This is a genomic window from Hyphomicrobium sp., assembly GCF_041659645.1.
Taxonomy (GTDB): Bacteria; Pseudomonadota; Alphaproteobacteria; order Rhizobiales; family Hyphomicrobiaceae; genus Hyphomicrobium_B.
Genome location: NZ_JBAZXX010000002.1, coordinates 65,738 through 84,219 on the forward strand (window position 1 = coordinate 65,738; position 18,482 = coordinate 84,219).

An 18,482-nucleotide genomic window follows, 5' to 3' on the forward strand; every position below is an offset into this window, starting at 1 on the left:
CAGCGACCGGCCGACGTTTCCGCTAGACGAGCCTATGACGCGCAACTGTGGTATTCTATATGCGCATAGCGTTTCGGACATCTGGAGCCGTGACATGCCGCAATCTTCTCTGCCGACGTTCGCCTTAGCTCTTGCGACTACGAGCGGAGCCTTACTCTCCGCCCTCTCCGGTCCATCATTGGCGGCGTCGGGTGATCGCATCGGCGATGCGGTCGTGATCACCAATATCGTCATGGCGGATTTCGCCAAGGAGGAACGCAAGCTCGCGCGCGGAGACAACGTCCGCCAGGACGACATCATCGAGGTCAATACCGACGCGCAGGGGGAGTTCAAGCTCGACGATGACACGAAACTCGCGCTCGGCCCCGGCTCTCGGCTCATGCTCGATAAGTTCGTCTATGACAGCGACAAGAAAGCCGGTTCAATCGTCATGGAGATGGCGAAGGGCGCATTTCGCTTTATCACTGGCGTGGCGACGAAATCGACGTATGTGATCAACACGCCGAACGCTTCAATCACCGTTCGCGGAACCATTTTCGACGTTTACGTGCTGCCCGACAAATCGGTGTGGGTGTTGTTGCACGAAGGCGCGCTTGAAGCGACCGGCAAGAAGAACGTCTGCCGCGTTCTCGACCGGCCGGGACAGATGATGCGCATCGAAAAGGATGGGTCCGTCACGGGGCCGTTCAATTGGTCGAAGCTTCCCGACAATGCGGCGGTGGCGTTCGATACCGCGTTTCCGTTCGTAATCAACACGCCGACGATCGATCCCAATCCGCTTTTGACGCGGACGCAGATCATCGAAGCGAATTTCACGGACGAGCCGAGCAAGGACTGCATCAATCCGCATCCGCAGATCATACCGCAGCCGCCAGTCAAGATGAAGAAAGCCCAGGCGCCGAAAAAGACGCCGCAGAAGAAGAAGGTCGCGACACGTAAGCCCAAGAGCGGCGACGGTGGCTACGGCGACGACTGCCCGGGCTGCGTGACCGGAATGGGCATCGCCATCGGTGGGGGCATGGGCGGTTTCGGAGGCGGCGGCCATCGTGGCGGCGATGGTGGGGGCTATGGCGGCGGTCGTGCGCGTTGATCTGAATTCCGACATCGTGCGCCTGGCGCGTCAGGTGCGCGATGTCAATCCGACGGCGCTCTTGCGATAATAGTCGGCCATGCCGCCCGTCGCGAAGCGGAGGCAATCGCCAATCGCCTGCTCGATCCGGCCGATATCGTGCTCGTTGCGCGCCGAAAGGAACGCCGCGTGCGCTTTTTCCCAGCCACGAAAATGCTCCTGCGCCGCGTATGTTTCATCGCCCAGAAGCGCAAGAATAATTTCGGGGCGGTCCTTGCCGCGCGGCGTTACGGTGCCAAGCTCAAGCATCGCGAATTCCGGGGCTTCGGCCGCAGTCCGCTCACCGACGATGACGTCGGCGGAATATGTCTTCGTTGCTTCCTCGAAGCGCGCGGCGACGTTCACGACATCGCCAAGGACGGAATAATCAAAACGCTGCGGCGAGCCGACGTTGCCGACGACGCATTCGCCGGTGTTCAAGCCGATGCCCATGCGAACCGGGATACAGGATTTTCCCGCAGTCCGGCTTTCGGCCTCAAGCACCGCGTTGAGACGCGCGAGGGCGTCGAGCATTGCAAGAGCGGTGCGGCAGGCGTTGGCAGCGTGCGCGGGATCAGGAAGCGGCGCGTTCCAGAACGCCATCACGGCATCGCCCATGAACTTGTCGATCGTACCGCGATGGTTGAGGATCTCATCCGTCAAAGGCGTGAACAGGCGGTTGACGAAGCCAATCAGCTCTTCGGCGCGCATGCCTTCCGAGATTTTCGAGAAGCCGCGGACGTCGGCGAACAGCAGCGTGACCTCGCGCATTTCACCGCCGAGCTTCAGCTTATCGCGATTTCGCGCGAGTTCCTCGACAAGGGGTGCAGAGACGTAATGGCCGAACGCCGAGCGGATCTCGGCACGTTCGATTTCGGACTTCAGATAACTCGTCAGCGAAACACCGAGATAGAGCAACGCGATCGAGAGCGATGGGTAAACAGGATCGAACAGCAGGCCGCTCTCTCTGTACGCAAACCAGGAACCGGCGACGACCAGCGCGATCGCCGCCAAGCCAACGCCTGCAGCAACAAGAGCGCCTGAGCGTCCAATCAGCCACGCGACGAGTGCTCCGACCGCCAAGAGGAACGCGATCTCGGCGCCGGCTGCGTAGGCGGGCCGCACGAGATGAACGCCTGCAAGGATTTGTTCCAAAGCTTGCGCATGAACTTCGACGCCTGGGACGGCGGCTTCGAGCGGCGTCGCTCTCAAATCGAGCAAGCCCGTCGCCGTCGCGCCAATAATGACGTGACGCGATTTGATTTCAGCTGCGTCGAAGGTGCCATCAAGCACGCTCAGGGCAGAGATCGTGCGGCGGGGATCGCTGCGCGCGAACTTGAGCCAAAGCTCGCCGTGACCGTCCGACGGCAGGATCGTCTCGCCGACACGAATGCTTTCGATGCCCGTCTTCTGCCCGAAAGCCGAGAGACCGCTGCCTCCCGACGACTTGATAAAAATTGTCGATTGCCCGGTTCCGACGCGAAAGGCTTCGAGCGCGAGCGACGGATAAAGCACTCCCGCCACCGACACGACGAGCGGGATGCGCCGAACGACCTGATCGCTTTCGGGCAACCAGTTGACGGCGCCTATGCCATGCGCGGACTTCGTCAACGCCGGTATATTCTCGACCCCGCGCGCAAAGGCGTGGACGAAACCGGCGGGGTCGTCGCCTGCGAAGGAGATGGCGCCGGGATACCGTGCAACCTCATGGGCTCCGCTTTCGCTTCCCGCCACTCCGAGGGCCACCGGCGCGGCAGCGATGGCTGCTGCAAATTGGGCGTCGTTCGATGGGAGCGTGGCAAGCTCCGCGGCGAGAGTCGACTGCCCCGGACGACCCGCCAAGGATCGCGCCAGTTCGTCGGGCGACAGCCGGTCCGGTTCGGCGAAGACCATGTCGAAGGTGATCGATGCGGCCCCGGCGGCTACCAGCTTTTTTACGATCTCGGCGAGCCGATCGCGCGGCCAGGGCCATTGGCCGACGCGCGCCAATGACGCTTCATCGATGGCGACGATCCGCACCGGAAACGACGGGTCGACAGCGCGCGGGGCACTTCGCAGGAAGGAATCGAAGACCGACAGCCTGAGGCGGGCGACGGGCTCGGGGTCGGCAATGCGGAGCGCGACGCAACTAGCCAACAGCGCCGCGGCGATGAGAAGAGCAAGCTGGAGACGTTTCGGTCCGGCATTCATGAATAGGATGATCCGCCACTGGACGTTAGCGACGGCCTCCGGGCGGAAGCGTCGGACCGGACGCACTCGGACACAGCCCAAGGCGCGGCACTCTTCCCTACATGCCTACCTCTGCGATCGAGGAACTTTAAGGCCTGCCGGCTTGTAGTAGGGCAGGTTAGCAAGCACACAAGATACACGAACTCACCTAAGCCAAGCAGGTGAGCGAACGTTCATTTTTTGGGCTTGCTCGCGCCAATATTCTGCATAGTCTTATTTATATCACAAATTCGGCCGCGGCGCCGGGCATCGAGGGATTGGGGCAAATTGGAAAATAGAATTTTATCGCTTGGGAGGAGCTTGAGCATTCGATCGGGTTTCGCGACCGCGATGTTCGCCGCCTGTCTTCTGGGCACGCCGGACGTCAGCCGCGCGGAGATCGGTTCGGACGAGCCGCACCTCGATACAGCCCAGCCTCCCGAAGATCCCCGCGATGTTCCCGATAGTGATTTTCCCTATGAATTGCGCAAGGTAGCCGACAAGCTTGAAAGCCCGTGGTCCCTGGCATTCCTGCCGGACGGTCGCATCCTCGTCACCGAGCGGCCCGGCCGTTTGCGCGTCATCATCGGCGATCAGTTGCAGCCGGAGCCTGTATCCGGCGTGCCGAGCGTTCTGTGCTGCAGCCATTCGGGATTGCTCGATGTTCTGGTCGATCCGCATTTCTCGGATAATCACCGGATATTCCTGAGCTATATGCACGGCACGCCAGAAGCTGGAACGATTCGAATTTCGAGCGCCGTTCTGGAGGGCAACGAGCTTATCGATAAGCGCGTTATTTTCGAAAGCCGTCCGGCCGCCAATGGCCTCGATCAGATCGGCGGCCGCCTTGCCTTCGGACCTGATCACGCGCTGTATCTCACGATCGGCGACCGCTTCCAGATGGAGCGCGCGCAAAACCTGCTCGATGACGGCGGCAAGATCATCCGAATCAACACCGATGGATCGATCCCGGACGACAATCCATTCGTCGGTCGAAGCGATGCCCTTCCGGAAATCTTCAGCTACGGCCACCGCAATCCGCAGGGTCTGATCGGCAACGTCGGCGATGGCCAGCTATGGGCGGTCGAACAGGGACCGAAAGGTGGGGACGAACTCAACCTCGTTACCGCGGGCAGCAACTACGGCTGGCCACTCGTCACCTACGGCACCAACTACGATGGCACTATCATCTCCGATAAAACGTCGGCGCCGGACCTTGTCGACCCAGTTCATTATTGGGTGCCCTCGCTCGCAACCGGCAGCCTCGTTTCCTACTATGGCAATGTCATGCCGGACGACTGGAGGGGTGATTTCCTTGTCGGCTCGCTGGCCGGCGAAGCTCTGATCCGGTTGCGTATGGACTCGGGCCACGTCGTGAAAGAAGAGCGCTATCTGCATCATACGATCGGGCGCATCCGCGATGTCGCCGTCGCGCCCGACGGCTACGTTTACCTGTTGCAAGACAACAGCGAGGCGGCACTTTACCGGATCGAACCGTTGACCGACCAGGTCGCCAGAGCGAAATCGCCGCAATAGGCCCGAAGGGCGCGGCACCTCATCAGATGTCAAGAAATCATGCGGGCCGGATCAAACGATCCGGCCCGTTTCTGTTACACCATCCCGCCAAACGGCTACGATAAGGAGTGCAAAAATGGCGGACCGGCTCAAGGGCAAGATTGCGATCATTTCAGGCGGATCGACCGGCATGGGCGGAGCATCGTCGCTTCTGTTTGCGGCCGAAGGCGCTGCGGTCGGCGTTATCGACCGCCGGGAAAAAGAAGGGCAAGCCGTTGTCGACGAGATCAACGGCAAGGGCGGCAAGGCCGTTTTTTTCGCCGCCGATGTTGCGGACGAAGGCCAGGTCAACGACGCGGTCGCGAAGGTTACATCCGCCCTTGGCCAAGCGAACGTGCTCTTCAATCATGCCGGCACGATCATCATCAAGCCGTTCCTCGAGATGACGCTGAAAGAATGGGAATGGCTGATGGGAATCAACGTGACCAGCATGTTCCTCATGACGAAGGCCGTGCTGCCCGGCATGATCGAGATCGGCGGCGGCTCCATCGTGTGCACTTCGTCGATCTCGGCCATTGCCGCGACGCCGCTCGAGACGGCCTACAATACGTCGAAAGCCGCCTGCCACATGTTCGCCCGCTCGATCGCGGTCGAGTATCGCGACAAGGGCATTCGCTGCAACGCCGTCGCCCCTGGGTTCGTTGCGACGCCGCACGGGCTACGGGAAGTCGCCGAGCTTCAAAAGCTCGGCGTGGACGCCTCCGAGGCCGCGCTTTCGGTTCAGCAGGGCCGCCTTTGCAAACCGGAAGAAGTAGCACAGGCGGCGCTGTTTCTGGCGAGTGATGAAGCGAGCTTCGTCAACGGCGCATCCATCTTCGTCGACAACTGCTTTACGGCGGTTTGAGGCTTCGCGTCATTCTCGAACGCGTGAGCACAGCGATCGCGTTCGGGAATCCAGCGCAAGACTAGTCGAAGACGCGTGCTTTCGGCGAGTTTCACGCTGGGCCCGGCCATCGACGCGCCGGCTGCGCGTTCGGCCGAGGATGACGATGATAAGCTACCCGATCAGCTCGGGGCCTTTCTGGCCTTCGATCAGGAACTGGGATTCGTCTTTCAGGCTGACGCCCGTCAATCCGCGACGGAAGGCTTCGCGCAGGAGCCACGCAGCTTTGAAAGCGCCCTCTTCGTAAGACAGCCCGCGCTGGCGAATGTTTGAAATGCAGTTGCGGTCGGCGTCCTTGAGGCCGACGCGCGGCGACAGCGTGAGGTAGATGCCGAGGCTATCGGGGGATGATAGGCCGGGGCGCTCGCCGATCAGCATTAGAACGGCCTTGCCGGCGAGAATTTCACCGGCTTCATCTCCCAGCGCCACGCGGGCATCGTCGGCGAGCAGGACCGGCGACAAGGTCCAGCCGCCCTGCGCGGCATAGGGCAGGAACGCATTCAGAAACGGTACGGTATTGACGGCAACGCCCATCGAGGAAAGCCCGTCGCCGACAAGCACGACGAGATCGGGCTTGGCGGCTTCCATTTCGGACGCGCGAACCAGCGCCTCGCGGGACGCATCCGAAAGCTTCCGGCCAAGATCGGGGCGGCGCAGATATTCCGAGCGATCGCTCGTTGCGCTCGATATCCTGAGAGTGGAAAGACCGAGACCGGAAAGACCTTTTTCAATTGGCGTCCAGTCGATCGGCGTCGTGACGGCGTCTCGCGCCATCGCGTGCGATAAGGCGAAATTTAAAACTTCGCGCGTCGGCATGGCGGAACCCGAACGGCCGAGGCCGATGCGTGCGTCGGTGAACCGTTTGAGATTTACCCAGGGATCTTCGGACGTTGTCACGCTGCCAACCCCCGGGCGTGTGTCAGGATCGGATTGCCGGGGCCATGCGGAGCGAGGTGCCCGGTCGAATCCGTGACGCCGATTTTCGCGAGCCAAGCCTCGAACTCGGGCGCGTGCTTCAATCCCAGCGCCTCGCGGACGTAAAGCGCATCGTGGAACGAAGTTGACTGGTAATTCAGCATAATGTCGTCGGCGCCGGGGATGCCCATGATGAAGTTGACGCCAGCGGCGCCAAGCATCATCAGCAGGATGTCCATGTCGTCCTGATCGGCTTCGGCGTGGTTCGTGTAGCAGATATCGCAGCCCATCGGCAGGCCGAGAAGCTTGCCGCAGAAGTGGTCCTCAAGACCGGCGCGAATGATCTCCTTGCCGTTGTAGAGATATTCCGGGCCGATGAAACCGACGACGGTATTGACGAGCAGCGGCTTGAACTGGCGGGCGACGGCATAGGCCCGCGTTTCAATTGTCTGCTGATCGCAGCCGTGATGTGCATCGGCGGACAGCGCCGATCCCTGCCCCGTTTCGAAATACATGCAGTTGTCGCCGACCGTTCCGCGCTTCAGGCTGAGAGCGGCTTCGTGCCCTTCCTTCAGGTGCGCGAGCGTCACGCCGAACGACGAGTTGACGCCTTCCGTGCCGCCGATCGACTGAAACACGAGGTCAACGGGCGCGCCCTTGGAGATGGCGTCTATACTCGTCGTGACATGCGTCAGGACGCAGCTCTGAGTCGGGATTTCGAAACGGCGAATGACGTCGTCCATCATCACCAGGAGATCGGTAATCGCCGTGAGATTGTCGCTCGCGGGGTTGATGCCGATGACGGCATCGCCACTGCCGTACATCAAGCCATCGACCATGGACGCGGCGATGCCCTTCATGTCGTCAGTCGGATGATTGGGTTGCAGGCGCACAGACATGCGGCCCGGCAATCCGATAGTGTCGCGGAACTTGGTGACGACATGCGCCTTCTTGGCGCCAAGCACGAGATCCTGATTGCGCATGATCTTCGAAACCGCCGCGACCATCTCGGGCGTCAACCCGGGACCGATGGCCGAGACTTTCTCGGGCGTCGCCTTCTCCGACAAGAGCCAGTCGCGGAACTCGCCGACCGTCATATGCGAAATGGACGCAAAAGCCGCCGCGTCGTGGGTGTCGATGATGAGTCGGGTTACGTCGTCCTGTTCGTAGGGGATGATGGCTTCGTTCAGAAACTGCTTCAGCGGCACATCCGCAAGGGCCATTTTCGCGGCGACGTTCTCAGCAGCCGATTTCGCCGCGACGCCCGCTAGCACGTCCCCCGAGCGTGGCGGCGTCGCCTTCGCCAAAAGCTCTTTCAAGGAGGAGAACGTGTAGGTCGTTCCGCCTGCGTGCACCCGATACATGGCTTGTCTCCAGATCTTGCCGGTTGCTCGCGCAATAATGTCCTTCAATCGGCCGCGCGCAAGCTTCAATTCGTGTCATGCGACCGCTCAATTGAAGGGCACGCGGTCAGGCGACGAGCTGCGCGGCGCCGTTCGGGACCGGAGTCGGGCGCGGTCTGGTTTTGGCAAGGTCGGCTATGCCCGCAATGAAAACATCCATCGAATCCTCAAACGCCGCGTCAGGATCGAGTGTCTTCAACGCAGGAATGAGATCCTGAGTTGCCCGATAGGTCTGAGGGTCGAGCGCACTCAATTCCGCTTCTTCGCTCGGCCCGATGGCCCGCAAGAGGCCCTCCGCTTCAGCGAGAGCAAAGCCGAGAACGAATGCGTAAAACGCCAAGCCGAGCCCCGCCGCCGCGGAATCGGTCAGACCCGCCCGCCGGAGAGCGCAATAGACGATCTCGCTGGAGATATGGTCCGCCGGCCCCGTCGCGTTGTAGCGAAAATGCAGCGGAAAGACGCGCGGGTGATGGTGGGCGAGCGTCCTGTAAGCATTCCCGACGGCCTTCAAGTCATTGCGCCAATTCGGCGTCGACGACGGCATCTCGACGCTGCGAAGGCCGTGATCGGCGATCGCTCGCAGCAACTCAGCCTTCGAACCGAAGTGATGCAAAACCGTCATGGGGTCGACACCGACGATACCGGCGAGCTTACGGATCGAGAACGAAATCTCTCCAACTTCGGCGAACAGATCGAACGCCGCCTGCAGGATCTCGGATCTCTCAACTCCCCGCCGTGCCCTGGATTTTGCCTCAGTCATCCGCCCAGCCTCTTGACTTCTACACTGTAGAGTTTAAAACCAGATCGTCCCAGGAAGCAAGCCAGACTCGCGTCAGCGCTTGAGTGTCGCAGCTAGCTCTCCAAGGCTGGCTCGCCCGGAGAACGTCGCGTGATGGCACTGTTGCATATCGGGTTGCCGGCTTATTACGATGGGGGTGATATCGTTCACCGCCCCGAGGGCCAGCGCTCCATGAGCAGCATCCCGCATCCAAAGCTTGAGCTTCTGAAGCTCTGTGCGCGCATCGGCTATACGCCGCACTGACCGTCTTCCAGCTTTTTTGCTGTGCGGGCCTAACTGCCCTGCCTTTTTTTCCTTTTTCTGCTGGAGGCTAGACCTGTGTCCAACCGTTTTCAGACCAAGCAAATCCAACAACTTGACGCGCAGCACCACCTGCATCCCTTCACCGACCATCAGTCGCTGAGGGGCAGTCAGGCCGTTCGCGTCATCGTCAAGGGTGAAGGCCCTTACGTCATCGACAGCGAGGGCAATCGCATCCTCGACGGCATGGCCGGTCTTTGGACGACGAACATCGGCTACGGCAACAAAGAGCTGGCGCAGGCCGCCTACGATCAGATGGTCGAGCTGCCGTTCTACAATACGTTCTTCAAGACCACCCATCCGCCGGTCGTCGAACTCTCGCGCAAGCTCGCGGAGATCGCGCCGCCGCACCTCAACCAGGTTTTCTTCGGCTCTTCAGGGTCTGAATCGAACGATACCGCGATCCGTCTCATCCGCCACTATTGGGCGCTCAAGGGCGAGCCGAAGCGGCGTATCATCATCAGCCGCAAGACGGCTTACCACGGCTCGACGATCGCGGCGGGCTCTATGGGCGGCATGAGCCACATGCATCAGCACAGCTATCCCGTATACGAGGGATTCCGCCATGTGATGGACCCCTACTGGTACGGGGACTCTTTCCCGGGCGAGACGCCGGAAGCGTTCGGTCTTCGCGCGGCACGCGCCGTCGAAGAAGAGATCCTTCGTTGCGGACCGGAGCACGTCGCGGCGTTCGCGGGCGAACCGGTGCAGGGCGCGGGCGGCGTTAAGATCGCGCCTTCGACCTATTGGCCGGAAGTGCAGCGGATCGTCGACAAGTACGGCATCCTGCTCCTCGCCGACGAAGTCATTACCGGCTTTGGACGTGTTGGGACGTGGTTTGCCTCGGATTTCTATGGCATCCGGCCGAACCTCATCACGTTCGCGAAGGCGGCGACGTCGGGCTACATCCCGCTTTCCGGCGTGCTCGTCGATGACAAAATCGTCGAAGCGCTGATGTCGAAGGACGACGACTTCAACCACGGCTACACGTTCTCGGGCCACCCCGTCGCGTGCGCCGTTGCGCTGAAGAACATCGAAATCATGGAGCGCGAGCGGCTGGTGCCGAAAGTCAAGGAAACGACCGGACCGGCGCTGGCGAAGCTCTTGGCGCGCTTCAAGGATCACCCACTCGTCGGGGAGGTTCGCTCCGTCGGCATGCTCGGCGCCATCGAACTCGTCGCGGATAAGAAAACGCGGCGGCGCTTCGACAATCCCGGCCGCGTCGGCCTCATCTGCCGCGACCACTTCTTCCGCGAGGGCTTCATCATGCGCGCCGTCTGGGACACGATGGTCTGTGCACCTCCGCTGATCTGGACGGAAGAGCAGTTCGAAGAGGCCGGCAAGGTGATCCAGAAGGCGCTCGACCAGACGCTCATGGCCGTCAGTGGAGAAATGGCGGCATGAAGCGGCCTATCGTCGTTATTCCTTGCAGTACGGAAACGGTGAGCGGCCTAACATCGGACACGGCTGGGCGGAAATATTCCGCCGCCGTGACCGAGGGCGCCGAATGCCAGCCGCTGCTTTTGCCTGTCGGCAAGGGCCTGGCCGACATCGGCTCGGTTCTCGATGTCGCTTCGGGAATTCTTCTGACCGGTGCGATTGCGAACGTCCATCCGGACAACTACGGCAATGAGGAACCTCTGCTGCCGGATGCGATCGATCGCGACCGGGATGCGGTGACGCTGCCGCTCATTCGCGCCGCGATCGAACGCAAGGTGCCGATCATGGCGATCTGCCGTGGCTTTCAGGAACTCAACGTGGCTCTTGGCGGAACGCTGCATCAGGCCGTCCATGCCGTTGACGGTTACGCCGACCATCGCGAGCCCAAGGTCACAGACTTCGATGTGATGTTCGCCGTCCGCCACCCGATCAAGCTCACGGGCGAACTCAAAAAGTGGATCGGCCAAGACGAAATCATGGTCAACTCGCTTCACGGGCAAGGCATCAAGGACCTCGCCAAACCACTCGTCGCCGAGGCATTCGCCGAGGACGGCTTGGTCGAAGCAGTCCGTGTCGCCGCCGGCAACACATTTTCCCTCGGGGTGCAATGGCATCCCGAATGGCAGCTTCACTCTAACCCAGTATCCCTGGCGCTGTTCCGCCGCTTCGGCGACGCCGCGAGAGGTATGATCGCGAAAGGCCAGGCCGCATGACCGACACGTTCCTAACCGTAGAAGAGACCACCGCATTCCTCGATGCCAATCCGAGCGTTTCCTGGATCGACATCTTGTTGTTCGATATGAACGGCATGCCGCGCGGAAAGCGCGTCCGCCGCGGCGATCTCGTCGGTGCTGCCAGGAGCGGTCTTCTTCTTCCTGCCTCCGTCTACGTCCTTGATCCGCGTGGAAACTCGATCGCTGAAACCGGGCGCTTATGGGAGACGGGCGATCACGACATTCCGTTCCGCATTCTCACCGGCACGTTGAAGCCGGTATCGGTCGGCAAAGGAACGCACGGACAAGCGGTGATGGTTCCGGTCGATGGTTGCGATATGGATCCGCGCGGCATTCTCAAGACCCAGGTCGATCGATTAGCGGCGGCCGGACAAAAGCCAATCGTTGCGGTCGAACTCGAATTCTATGTTACGCGGCGCACGCCCGATGGGAAGTTCGCTCTCGTCACGCCGCCCGGTCTCTCCGCCGATCCTGAACAGCCGATGACATTCGGCTTCGAGGAGATGGACACGCTCGGGCCGTTCATCGACGACGTTTATCGTATTGCCGAGGCACAGGGCCTGCCGGTCGATGCGGTGATGCAGGAATCGGGTCCTGGGCAGTTCGAGATCAACCTGAAGCATTCCGATGCGATGACGGCGGCGCTCGATGGCGTCTTGCTGAAGCGCGCGGTGAAGGCTGCGGCCCGCGCCCACGATCTCGAAGCGACGTTCATGGCGAAGCCGCATCACGATTGGACGGGCTCAGGGATGCACATCCACGTCAGTCTGGTCGATCCGCAGGGGAAGAACTTGTTCGCGGGTGAGCCGATGACGCCGATGTTCCGTCATGCGATCGGCGGACTTCGCACGTCCATGCCGGACTTCATGGCGGTCTGGGCGCAGTCGGCCAATGCCTTCCGCCGCTATGTACCCGAATCCTATGTGCCGACGATGGCGCAGTGGGGTTTCAACAATCGCACGGTCGCGCTTCGCGTTCCATGTGGCTCGGGTCCGGCGACACGCATCGAGCATCGCGTTTCGGGAGCGGATGCCAACCCATTCCTGGTCGTCGCCGCGATTCTGGCTGGCGTCCGCCACGGTATCGTCAACGGCGTCGATCCGGGCCAGCATGCCGAGGGCGATGCCGAAGAACTCGACGGGCCGGAGTTGCCGACGGCTTGGGTCAACGCGCTCGAAAAATTCAAGACATCGGACATCGTGCGGGATGCATTCGGCGCGACTTTCCAAGATATCTACTATCGCCTGAAAGAGACCGAACGGATCAGTTTCGAACGTATCGTCACGTCTCTCGATTATGAGTGGTACGCTCAAGTTGCATAAGGCTTAACGATCATGACATCGCTCGCACACTTTGAAGCCGTCGCCGGTTCGATCAAAATTCCGGGCGAAGCCGTAATCGATGGCAAGCTCGTCGCCAGCGTATCCGGCAAGACGTTCGCCAACGTCTCTCCGCGCAACGGGCGCGTCCTGAACCAAGTGGCCCAATGCGGTCCGGAAGATGTCGATCTGGCTGTCAAAAGCGCGCGCCGCGCTTTCGAGGAAGGATCGTGGCGCAAGCTGCATTATCGCGAGAAGAAGCGCGTTCTGTTTAAACTCGCGGACTTGATGGAGCGTGACCTCGAAACGCTTGCCGTGCTCGAAAGCCTCGATGTCGGCAAGCCGATCTCGAACGCGCTCGGTGGCGATGTTCCCAACGCGATCCGTACGCTGCGTTATTACGCCGAGGCGCTCGACAAGATTTACGGCGAAGTCGGGCCGGGGGCGCCGGATCGGTTCTCGTTCGTCTTGCACGAGCCCTTGGGCATCATCGGCGCCATCGTGCCGTGGAACTTCCCGCTTCACATGGCGATGTGGAAAGTGGCGCCTGCGCTGGCGATGGGCAACTCGGTCATTCTGAAGCCTGCGGAGCAATCGCCTCTGACGGCCCTAAAACTCGGCGAATTGGCACTCGAAGCTGGAATTCCGGCGGGCGTGCTCAACATCGTTCCGGGCTTCGGCGGTGAAGCAGGCAAGGCGCTCGCACTGCACAACGACGTCGACATGATCGCTTTCACAGGTTCGGGTGGCGTCGGCCGGCTGCTGATGCAGTATTCCGGACAAAGCAATCTTAAGCGCGTCAGCCTGGAACTCGGCGGCAAGTCTCCGCATATCATCTTCGCCGATTGCCCCGATCTCGACCGCGCCGCAACGGAAGCAGCGTGGGGCATCTTCTATAATTCAGGGCAGGTATGCACCGCCGGATCTCGCCTCTTGGTGCAGGACGCGATAGCCGATGATTTCACCAATCGGCTCATAACGGTTGCTCGAAAAATCGTCGCTGGGGATCCACTCGAACCGGCGACGACCTCGGGCGCTATGGTTAGCGAAGAACAGATGAAGACGGCGCTCCGCTACATCGAAACGGCGAAACGCGAGGGCGGCTCACTGGCGCTCGGTGGTCATCGTGCGCTCGAAGCGAGCGGCGGCTTCTACGTCGAGCCGACCGTATTCGACGGCGTCCTGCCCGAGAACACGCTGGCGCGCGAAGAGGTTTTTGGACCGGTGCTCGCCGTCACGCGTTTCGGACAGCCGGACGACGCCATCCGCATCGCGAACGATACGAACTTCGGCCTCGCCGCCGGTCTTTGGACGAAGGACATCACTCTTGCGCATCGAGCCGCGCGCGAGATCCGTGCCGGCCTCGTCTGGATCAACGGCTGGGACAGCTGCGACATCACGATGCCGTTCGGCGGTTTCAAGCAGTCCGGTTTCGGCCGCGACCGCTCGCTGCACGCACTACATAAGTATGCCGACCTGAAGTCGGTCTCGATCACACTCTGAACGCCCCCGGAGGCAGTGAAATGAACATCAAGCCCTCGACCCCCTTCCCCACCGCCGCCCTGATCGACGGCGAATGGATCACCTCGAAAAAGACGTTCCCCGTCTTCGATCCGGCGACCGGCGAGAAACTCGTCGATGTGCCGGACCTGACGCCGGATGATACCAAGCGCGCCATCGATGCCGCGCATAAGGCGTTTCCCGCTTGGGCCGCGAAGCCCGCGAAGGAGCGCGCCATCATCCTGCGCCGCTGGTTCGATCTCATCACCGCCGAGACGGAATCGCTTGCGCAGCTGATGACGGCCGAACAGGGTAAGCCACTGACGGAAGCGCGTGGCGAAGTCGCTTACGGCGCGTCCTTCATCGAATGGTTCGCGGAAGAAGGAAAGCGCGCCTACGGGCACACGATCCCAACGACCGTGGCGTCGCGCCGCTATATCACAATCAAGCAACCGATCGGCGTTTGCGCGGCGATCACGCCGTGGAACTTCCCGATCGCGATGATCACGCGCAAAGTTGGCTGCGCGCTGGCAGCCGGATGCACGATCGTCGTCAAGCCTTCGGAAGAAACGCCGCTTTCGGCTCTTGCGCTTGCCAAGCTTGCCATGGACGCTGGCGTTCCGGCCGGTGTGATCAACGTCATCACGACGCTTGATGGCCCCGGCGTCGGCAAGGTGCTGACGGCGGACGATCGTGTCCGCAAGCTGACGTTCACGGGTTCGACGGAAGTCGGCCGCATTCTTTATCGCCAGTCGGCCGACACGATCAAAAAGCTGACGCTCGAACTCGGCGGCAACGCGCCGCTGATCATCTTCGACGACGCCGACTTGAAGCAGGCTGTTGCCGGGGCGATGGCCTCGAAGTTCCGCAACGCCGGTCAGACGTGTGTCTGCGCGAACCGCATCCTCGTTCAGGCAGGCATCTTCGATACATTCGTCGCGGCTCTTAAGGACGCGGCCGGAAAGCTCGTCGTGGCGCCCGGCCGCGATGCCAAGTCGACGGTCGGTCCGCTGATCAACGCGGAAGCCATCGACAAGGTGAAAACGCTTTTGGCCGATGCGGTCGCGCACGGCGCCAAGGTCGAGATGGGTGGCAAGCCGGACAATCACGGCGCGTTGTTCTTCGAGCCGACGGTCGTCACGGGCGTTACCGCCGATATGACAATCGCGAACGAGGAGATCTTCGGGCCGGTTGCCTCGCTCATCCGGTTTGAGACGGAAGCGGATGCGATCCGCATCGCCAACAGCACGCCGTTCGGCCTTGCCGCTTACCTGTTCAGCCAGAACATCTCGCGGGCTTGGCGCGTCGCCGAAGCCCTCGAAGCCGGCATGATCGGCGTTAACGAAGGCGTGTTCTCGAACGAAGTCGCGCCGTTTGGTGGTGTCAAGCAATCGGGTCTCGGTCGCGAAGGCGCACACGACGGTCTCGAGGAATATCTCGAAACAAAATTCATCTGCCTTGGCGGCATTAACGCCTAGCAGTCAAGTTTCGGCGGGGCATTTCGATTAATGCTCCGCCGAAGAAGCTTTGAACGCCTTGCCCGCTCTCGAACAACGAAGGATGTCCCATGGCTACCTCAGCCGAGCTTCAGGCCCGTCGCGTCGCCGCCATTCCGCGCGGCGTCGGAAACGTGACGCAGATCTTCGCCAAGACCGCGAAGAACGCCGAAATCTGGAGCGAGGACGGAAAGCGCTACATCGACTTCGGCGCGGGCATCGCGGTCGTCAATACCGGGCATCAACATCCGCGTCTCGTCAAGGCAATCGAAGAGCAGCTCAAGGCCTTCAGTCACGTCTGCTTCCAGGTTACGCCATATGAAAACTATGTGAGCCTCGCCGAGCGCTTGAATGCCATCGCGCCGATCGCCGGTCCGGCGAAGACGATGCTGGCGTCGACCGGCGCCGAAGCCGTCGAGAACGCCGTAAAGGTTGCGCGGGCATTCACCGGACGCTCCGGCATCATTTCATTTGCCGGCGGATTTCACGGCCGCACGCTCATGGGCATGGCGCTGACGGGCAAGGTCGTGCCCTACAAGAAGGGCTATGGGCCGTTTCCGCCAGAGATCTATAACGTCGAGTTTCCGAACCTCTATCACGGCGGCAGCACCGAGAAGAGCATTCAGAGCCTCAAGTCGCTGTTCAAGCATACAGCTGATCCGTCAACGATCGCGGGCATCATCATCGAGCCGGTGCAGGGCGAAGGCGGCTTCAACGTCGTCCCGAAGGACTTCATGGTCGCGCTTCGGAAACTGTGCGACGACAATGGCATTCTTCTCATCGCCGACGAAATCCAGACCGGCTTCGCGCGCACGGGCAAGCTGTTCGCGATGGAGCATTTCGGCGTCAAGGCCGATGTGGTCACGTTGGCGAAGGGCCTTGCGGGCGGCTTACCGCTCTCGGCCATCGTCGGGCGCGCCGACGTTATGGACGCGTCGAACCCCGGCGGCCTCGGCGGCACGTATGCCGGCAATCCAATCGCGTGCGCGGCGTCGCATGCGGTGCTGGACGTCATCGCAGACGAAAAGCTGTGCGACCGTGCGAATGCCATCGGCAAGATCATTATGGATCGCTGCTCGGCTCTGCAGGAGAATTCGAATCTCAACTGCATCGGCGACGTGCGCGGCCTTGGCGCAATGTGCGCGGTCGAGCTCGTCAAGGACAAGGCTAGCGGCGAGCCGGCGCCAGAGTTGACGTCGGCGCTGCTCAAAGCCGCCAGCGAGCGCGGCCTGATCCTGTTGTCGTGCGGCACGTATGGAAACGTCATCCGCTTTCTGGTGCCGCTGACCGCTAACGACGAACTGGTTCGCGAAGGCATGGACGTCTTCGAAGCCTCGCTGACCGACGCGATGGCTAAAGTAGCTTGATATTTGGAATCGCTCCCGGCGGCCGTTTCCCTGCGGGGCGTTGCTGGGAGCCAACAAAGGACTAGCCCATGAACGTCCAAATCAAACCTAATGACCTCGCGGCGTTCTGGATGCCGTTTACGGCGAACAAAGAGTTCAAGGCCAATCCGCGCCTTTTCGTCGGCGCCAAGGACATGCACTACGTCACCAACGACGGCCGCAAGGTGCTCGACGGCACGTCCGGCCTCTGGTGCGTCAATGCCGGTCACTGCCGCCCGAAGATCGCCGAAGCCATCAAGCAGCAGGTCGAGACGCTCGATTTCGCGGGCACCTTCCAGATGGGCCATACGCGCGCTTTCGAAGCCGCGAACCGTCTCGTTGATTTGGCGCCGGAAGGTTTCAACAACGTCTTCTTTACGAACTCCGGATCGGAGTCGGTCGAGACGGCCCTCAAGATGGCGATCGCCTATCATCGCGCCAAAGGCAACGGCACGAAGGTGCGCTTGATCGGGCGCGAGCGCGGCTATCACGGCGTCAACTTCGGCGGCATGTCGGTCGGCGGCATCGGTCCGAACCGCAAGATGTTCGGCGCGCTCGTCGCCGGTGTCGATCATTTGCGACATACGCACGACCTTGCGAAGAATGCTTTCACGCGCGGCGAACCGGAGCACGGCGCCGACCTCGCGGACGATCTCGAACGGCTCGTCGCCCTGCATGATGCTTCTACGATCGCGGCCGTCATCGTCGAGCCGGTTGCCTGCTCGACCGGCGTCCTGATCCCGCCGAAGGGATATCTGAAGCGTCTCGAGACAATCGCAAAGAAGCACGACATCGTGCTGATCGCCGATGAAGTCATCACAGCGTTCGGGCGCCTCGGCGTGCCATTCGGCTCGGACTACTTCGGCTTCTCGCCGGACATCATTACGACGGCCAAGGGCGTGACGAACGGCACGATCCCGATGGGCGCGGTGTTCGTCAAATCGCATATCCACGATGCCTTCATGAACGGCCCCGAGTGGATGATCGACTTCTTCCACGGCTATACGTATTCGGGGCATCCAGTTGCCTGCGCGGCGGCCATCGGCACGCTCGACACGTATGCGGAGGAAGGCCTGCTGACGCGTGCGGCTGAGCTTGCGCCCTATTGGGAAGAGCGCATGCATGCGCTCAAAGAGCTTCCGCACGTCATCGACATTCGCAACATCGGCCTCATCGGCGCGATCGAATTCGCGCCCGATCCGGAGAGGGCGGGAAAACGCGCGTATGAGCGCTTCGTCAAGGCGTTCGAAGCCGGCATTCTTGTGCGGCAGACGGGCGACATCATCGCGCTGTCGCCGCCGCTCATCATTTCAAAATCCGAGATCGACGAGTTGTTCGACACCTTCACGAAGGTGCTGAAGTCGACGAACTGAACCGTCATCCTCGACCGAGCGCAGCGAAGCTGCGTCGAAGGTCG

At 61.4% G+C, this 18,482-nt stretch carries 15 protein-coding genes; 11 read left to right on the forward strand and 4 right to left on the reverse strand.

The window, feature by feature from the left end; all coding sequences use genetic code 11:
- The first annotated feature begins 94 nt into the window (after nucleotides 1–94).
- Complete coding sequence (locus WC811_RS05555) at nucleotides 95–1,090, forward strand: FecR domain-containing protein (RefSeq protein ID WP_372641868.1); 996 nt, start codon at nucleotides 95–97, stop codon at nucleotides 1,088–1,090.
- A 30-nt stretch (nucleotides 1,091–1,120) separates the two neighbouring features.
- Here the strand turns inward: WC811_RS05555 and WC811_RS05560 are convergent, their stop codons facing one another.
- On the reverse strand, nucleotides 1,121–3,298 hold the full coding sequence (locus WC811_RS05560) for a CHASE2 domain-containing protein (protein WP_372641870.1): 2,178 nt from the start codon (nucleotides 3,296–3,298) through the stop codon (nucleotides 1,121–1,123).
- A gap of 339 nt (nucleotides 3,299–3,637) precedes the next feature.
- On the opposite strand from WC811_RS05560, the gene WC811_RS05565 reads away from it, so the two are divergent.
- Both WC811_RS05565 and WC811_RS05570 read left to right on the forward strand, forming a co-directional pair.
- Complete coding sequence (locus WC811_RS05565; protein WP_372641872.1) at nucleotides 3,638–4,852, forward strand: PQQ-dependent sugar dehydrogenase; 1,215 nt, start codon at nucleotides 3,638–3,640, stop codon at nucleotides 4,850–4,852.
- 115 nt (nucleotides 4,853–4,967) lie between these two features.
- Nucleotides 4,968–5,735, forward strand: coding sequence for an SDR family NAD(P)-dependent oxidoreductase (locus WC811_RS05570; RefSeq protein ID WP_372641874.1), 768 nt, complete (start codon nucleotides 4,968–4,970; stop codon nucleotides 5,733–5,735).
- Between the two features lie 153 nt (nucleotides 5,736–5,888).
- On the opposite strand, the gene eutC is transcribed toward WC811_RS05570, so the two are convergent.
- The 3 genes from eutC to WC811_RS05585 form a co-directional block, all read right to left on the reverse strand.
- A complete protein-coding gene (gene eutC / locus WC811_RS05575) occupies nucleotides 5,889–6,671 on the reverse strand; it encodes an ethanolamine ammonia-lyase subunit EutC (RefSeq protein ID WP_372641876.1) in 783 nt (260 codons plus the stop codon).
- The gene (locus WC811_RS05580) at nucleotides 6,668–8,053 is read right to left on the reverse strand and encodes an ethanolamine ammonia-lyase subunit EutB (protein WP_372641878.1); all 1,386 of its coding nucleotides are present in this window, start codon (nucleotides 8,051–8,053) and stop codon (nucleotides 6,668–6,670) included. The genes eutC and WC811_RS05580 overlap by 4 nt, the downstream gene beginning before the upstream one ends.
- A 106-nt stretch (nucleotides 8,054–8,159) precedes the next feature.
- Nucleotides 8,160–8,852 (reverse strand): TetR/AcrR family transcriptional regulator, encoded by a 693-nt coding sequence (locus WC811_RS05585; RefSeq protein ID WP_372641880.1) that lies wholly within the window; start codon nucleotides 8,850–8,852, stop codon nucleotides 8,160–8,162.
- 132 nt (nucleotides 8,853–8,984) lie between these two features.
- On the opposite strand from WC811_RS05585, the gene WC811_RS05590 reads away from it, so the two are divergent.
- The 8 genes from WC811_RS05590 (at nucleotide 8,985) to WC811_RS05625 (ending at nucleotide 18,438) form a co-directional block, all read left to right on the forward strand.
- On the forward strand, nucleotides 8,985–9,134 hold the full coding sequence (locus WC811_RS05590; RefSeq protein ID WP_372641882.1) for a hypothetical protein: 150 nt from the start codon (nucleotides 8,985–8,987) through the stop codon (nucleotides 9,132–9,134).
- A 75-nt stretch (nucleotides 9,135–9,209) separates the two neighbouring features.
- On the forward strand, nucleotides 9,210–10,595 hold the full coding sequence (locus tag WC811_RS05595; RefSeq protein ID WP_372641884.1) for an aspartate aminotransferase family protein: 1,386 nt from the start codon (nucleotides 9,210–9,212) through the stop codon (nucleotides 10,593–10,595).
- Nucleotides 10,592–11,344, forward strand: coding sequence for a gamma-glutamyl-gamma-aminobutyrate hydrolase family protein (locus WC811_RS05600; RefSeq protein WP_372641886.1), 753 nt, complete (start codon nucleotides 10,592–10,594; stop codon nucleotides 11,342–11,344). Before WC811_RS05595 ends, WC811_RS05600 begins: the two co-directional genes overlap by 4 nt.
- The gene (locus tag WC811_RS05605; protein ID WP_372641888.1) at nucleotides 11,341–12,687 is read left to right on the forward strand and encodes a glutamine synthetase family protein; all 1,347 of its coding nucleotides are present in this window, start codon (nucleotides 11,341–11,343) and stop codon (nucleotides 12,685–12,687) included. Before WC811_RS05600 ends, WC811_RS05605 begins: the two co-directional genes overlap by 4 nt.
- Nucleotides 12,688–12,699: 12 nt before the next feature.
- Nucleotides 12,700–14,187 carry an aldehyde dehydrogenase gene (locus WC811_RS05610; protein WP_372641890.1) on the forward strand — a complete coding sequence of 496 codons (1,488 nt, stop codon included), beginning with the start codon at nucleotides 12,700–12,702 and terminating at the stop codon, nucleotides 14,185–14,187.
- Between the two features lie 20 nt (nucleotides 14,188–14,207).
- Entirely contained in the window at nucleotides 14,208–15,662 is a 1,455-nt protein-coding gene (locus tag WC811_RS05615; RefSeq protein WP_372641892.1) for an NAD-dependent succinate-semialdehyde dehydrogenase, read from the forward strand.
- An 89-nt stretch (nucleotides 15,663–15,751) separates the two neighbouring features.
- Nucleotides 15,752–17,047: a 4-aminobutyrate--2-oxoglutarate transaminase gene (gene gabT / locus WC811_RS05620; protein ID WP_372641894.1), complete on the forward strand. Its 1,296-nt coding sequence runs from the start codon at nucleotides 15,752–15,754 to the stop codon at nucleotides 17,045–17,047.
- A 68-nt stretch (nucleotides 17,048–17,115) separates the two neighbouring features.
- The gene (locus tag WC811_RS05625) at nucleotides 17,116–18,438 is read left to right on the forward strand and encodes an aspartate aminotransferase family protein (protein WP_372641896.1); all 1,323 of its coding nucleotides are present in this window, start codon (nucleotides 17,116–17,118) and stop codon (nucleotides 18,436–18,438) included.
- Nucleotides 18,439–18,482: the final 44 nt, after the last annotated feature.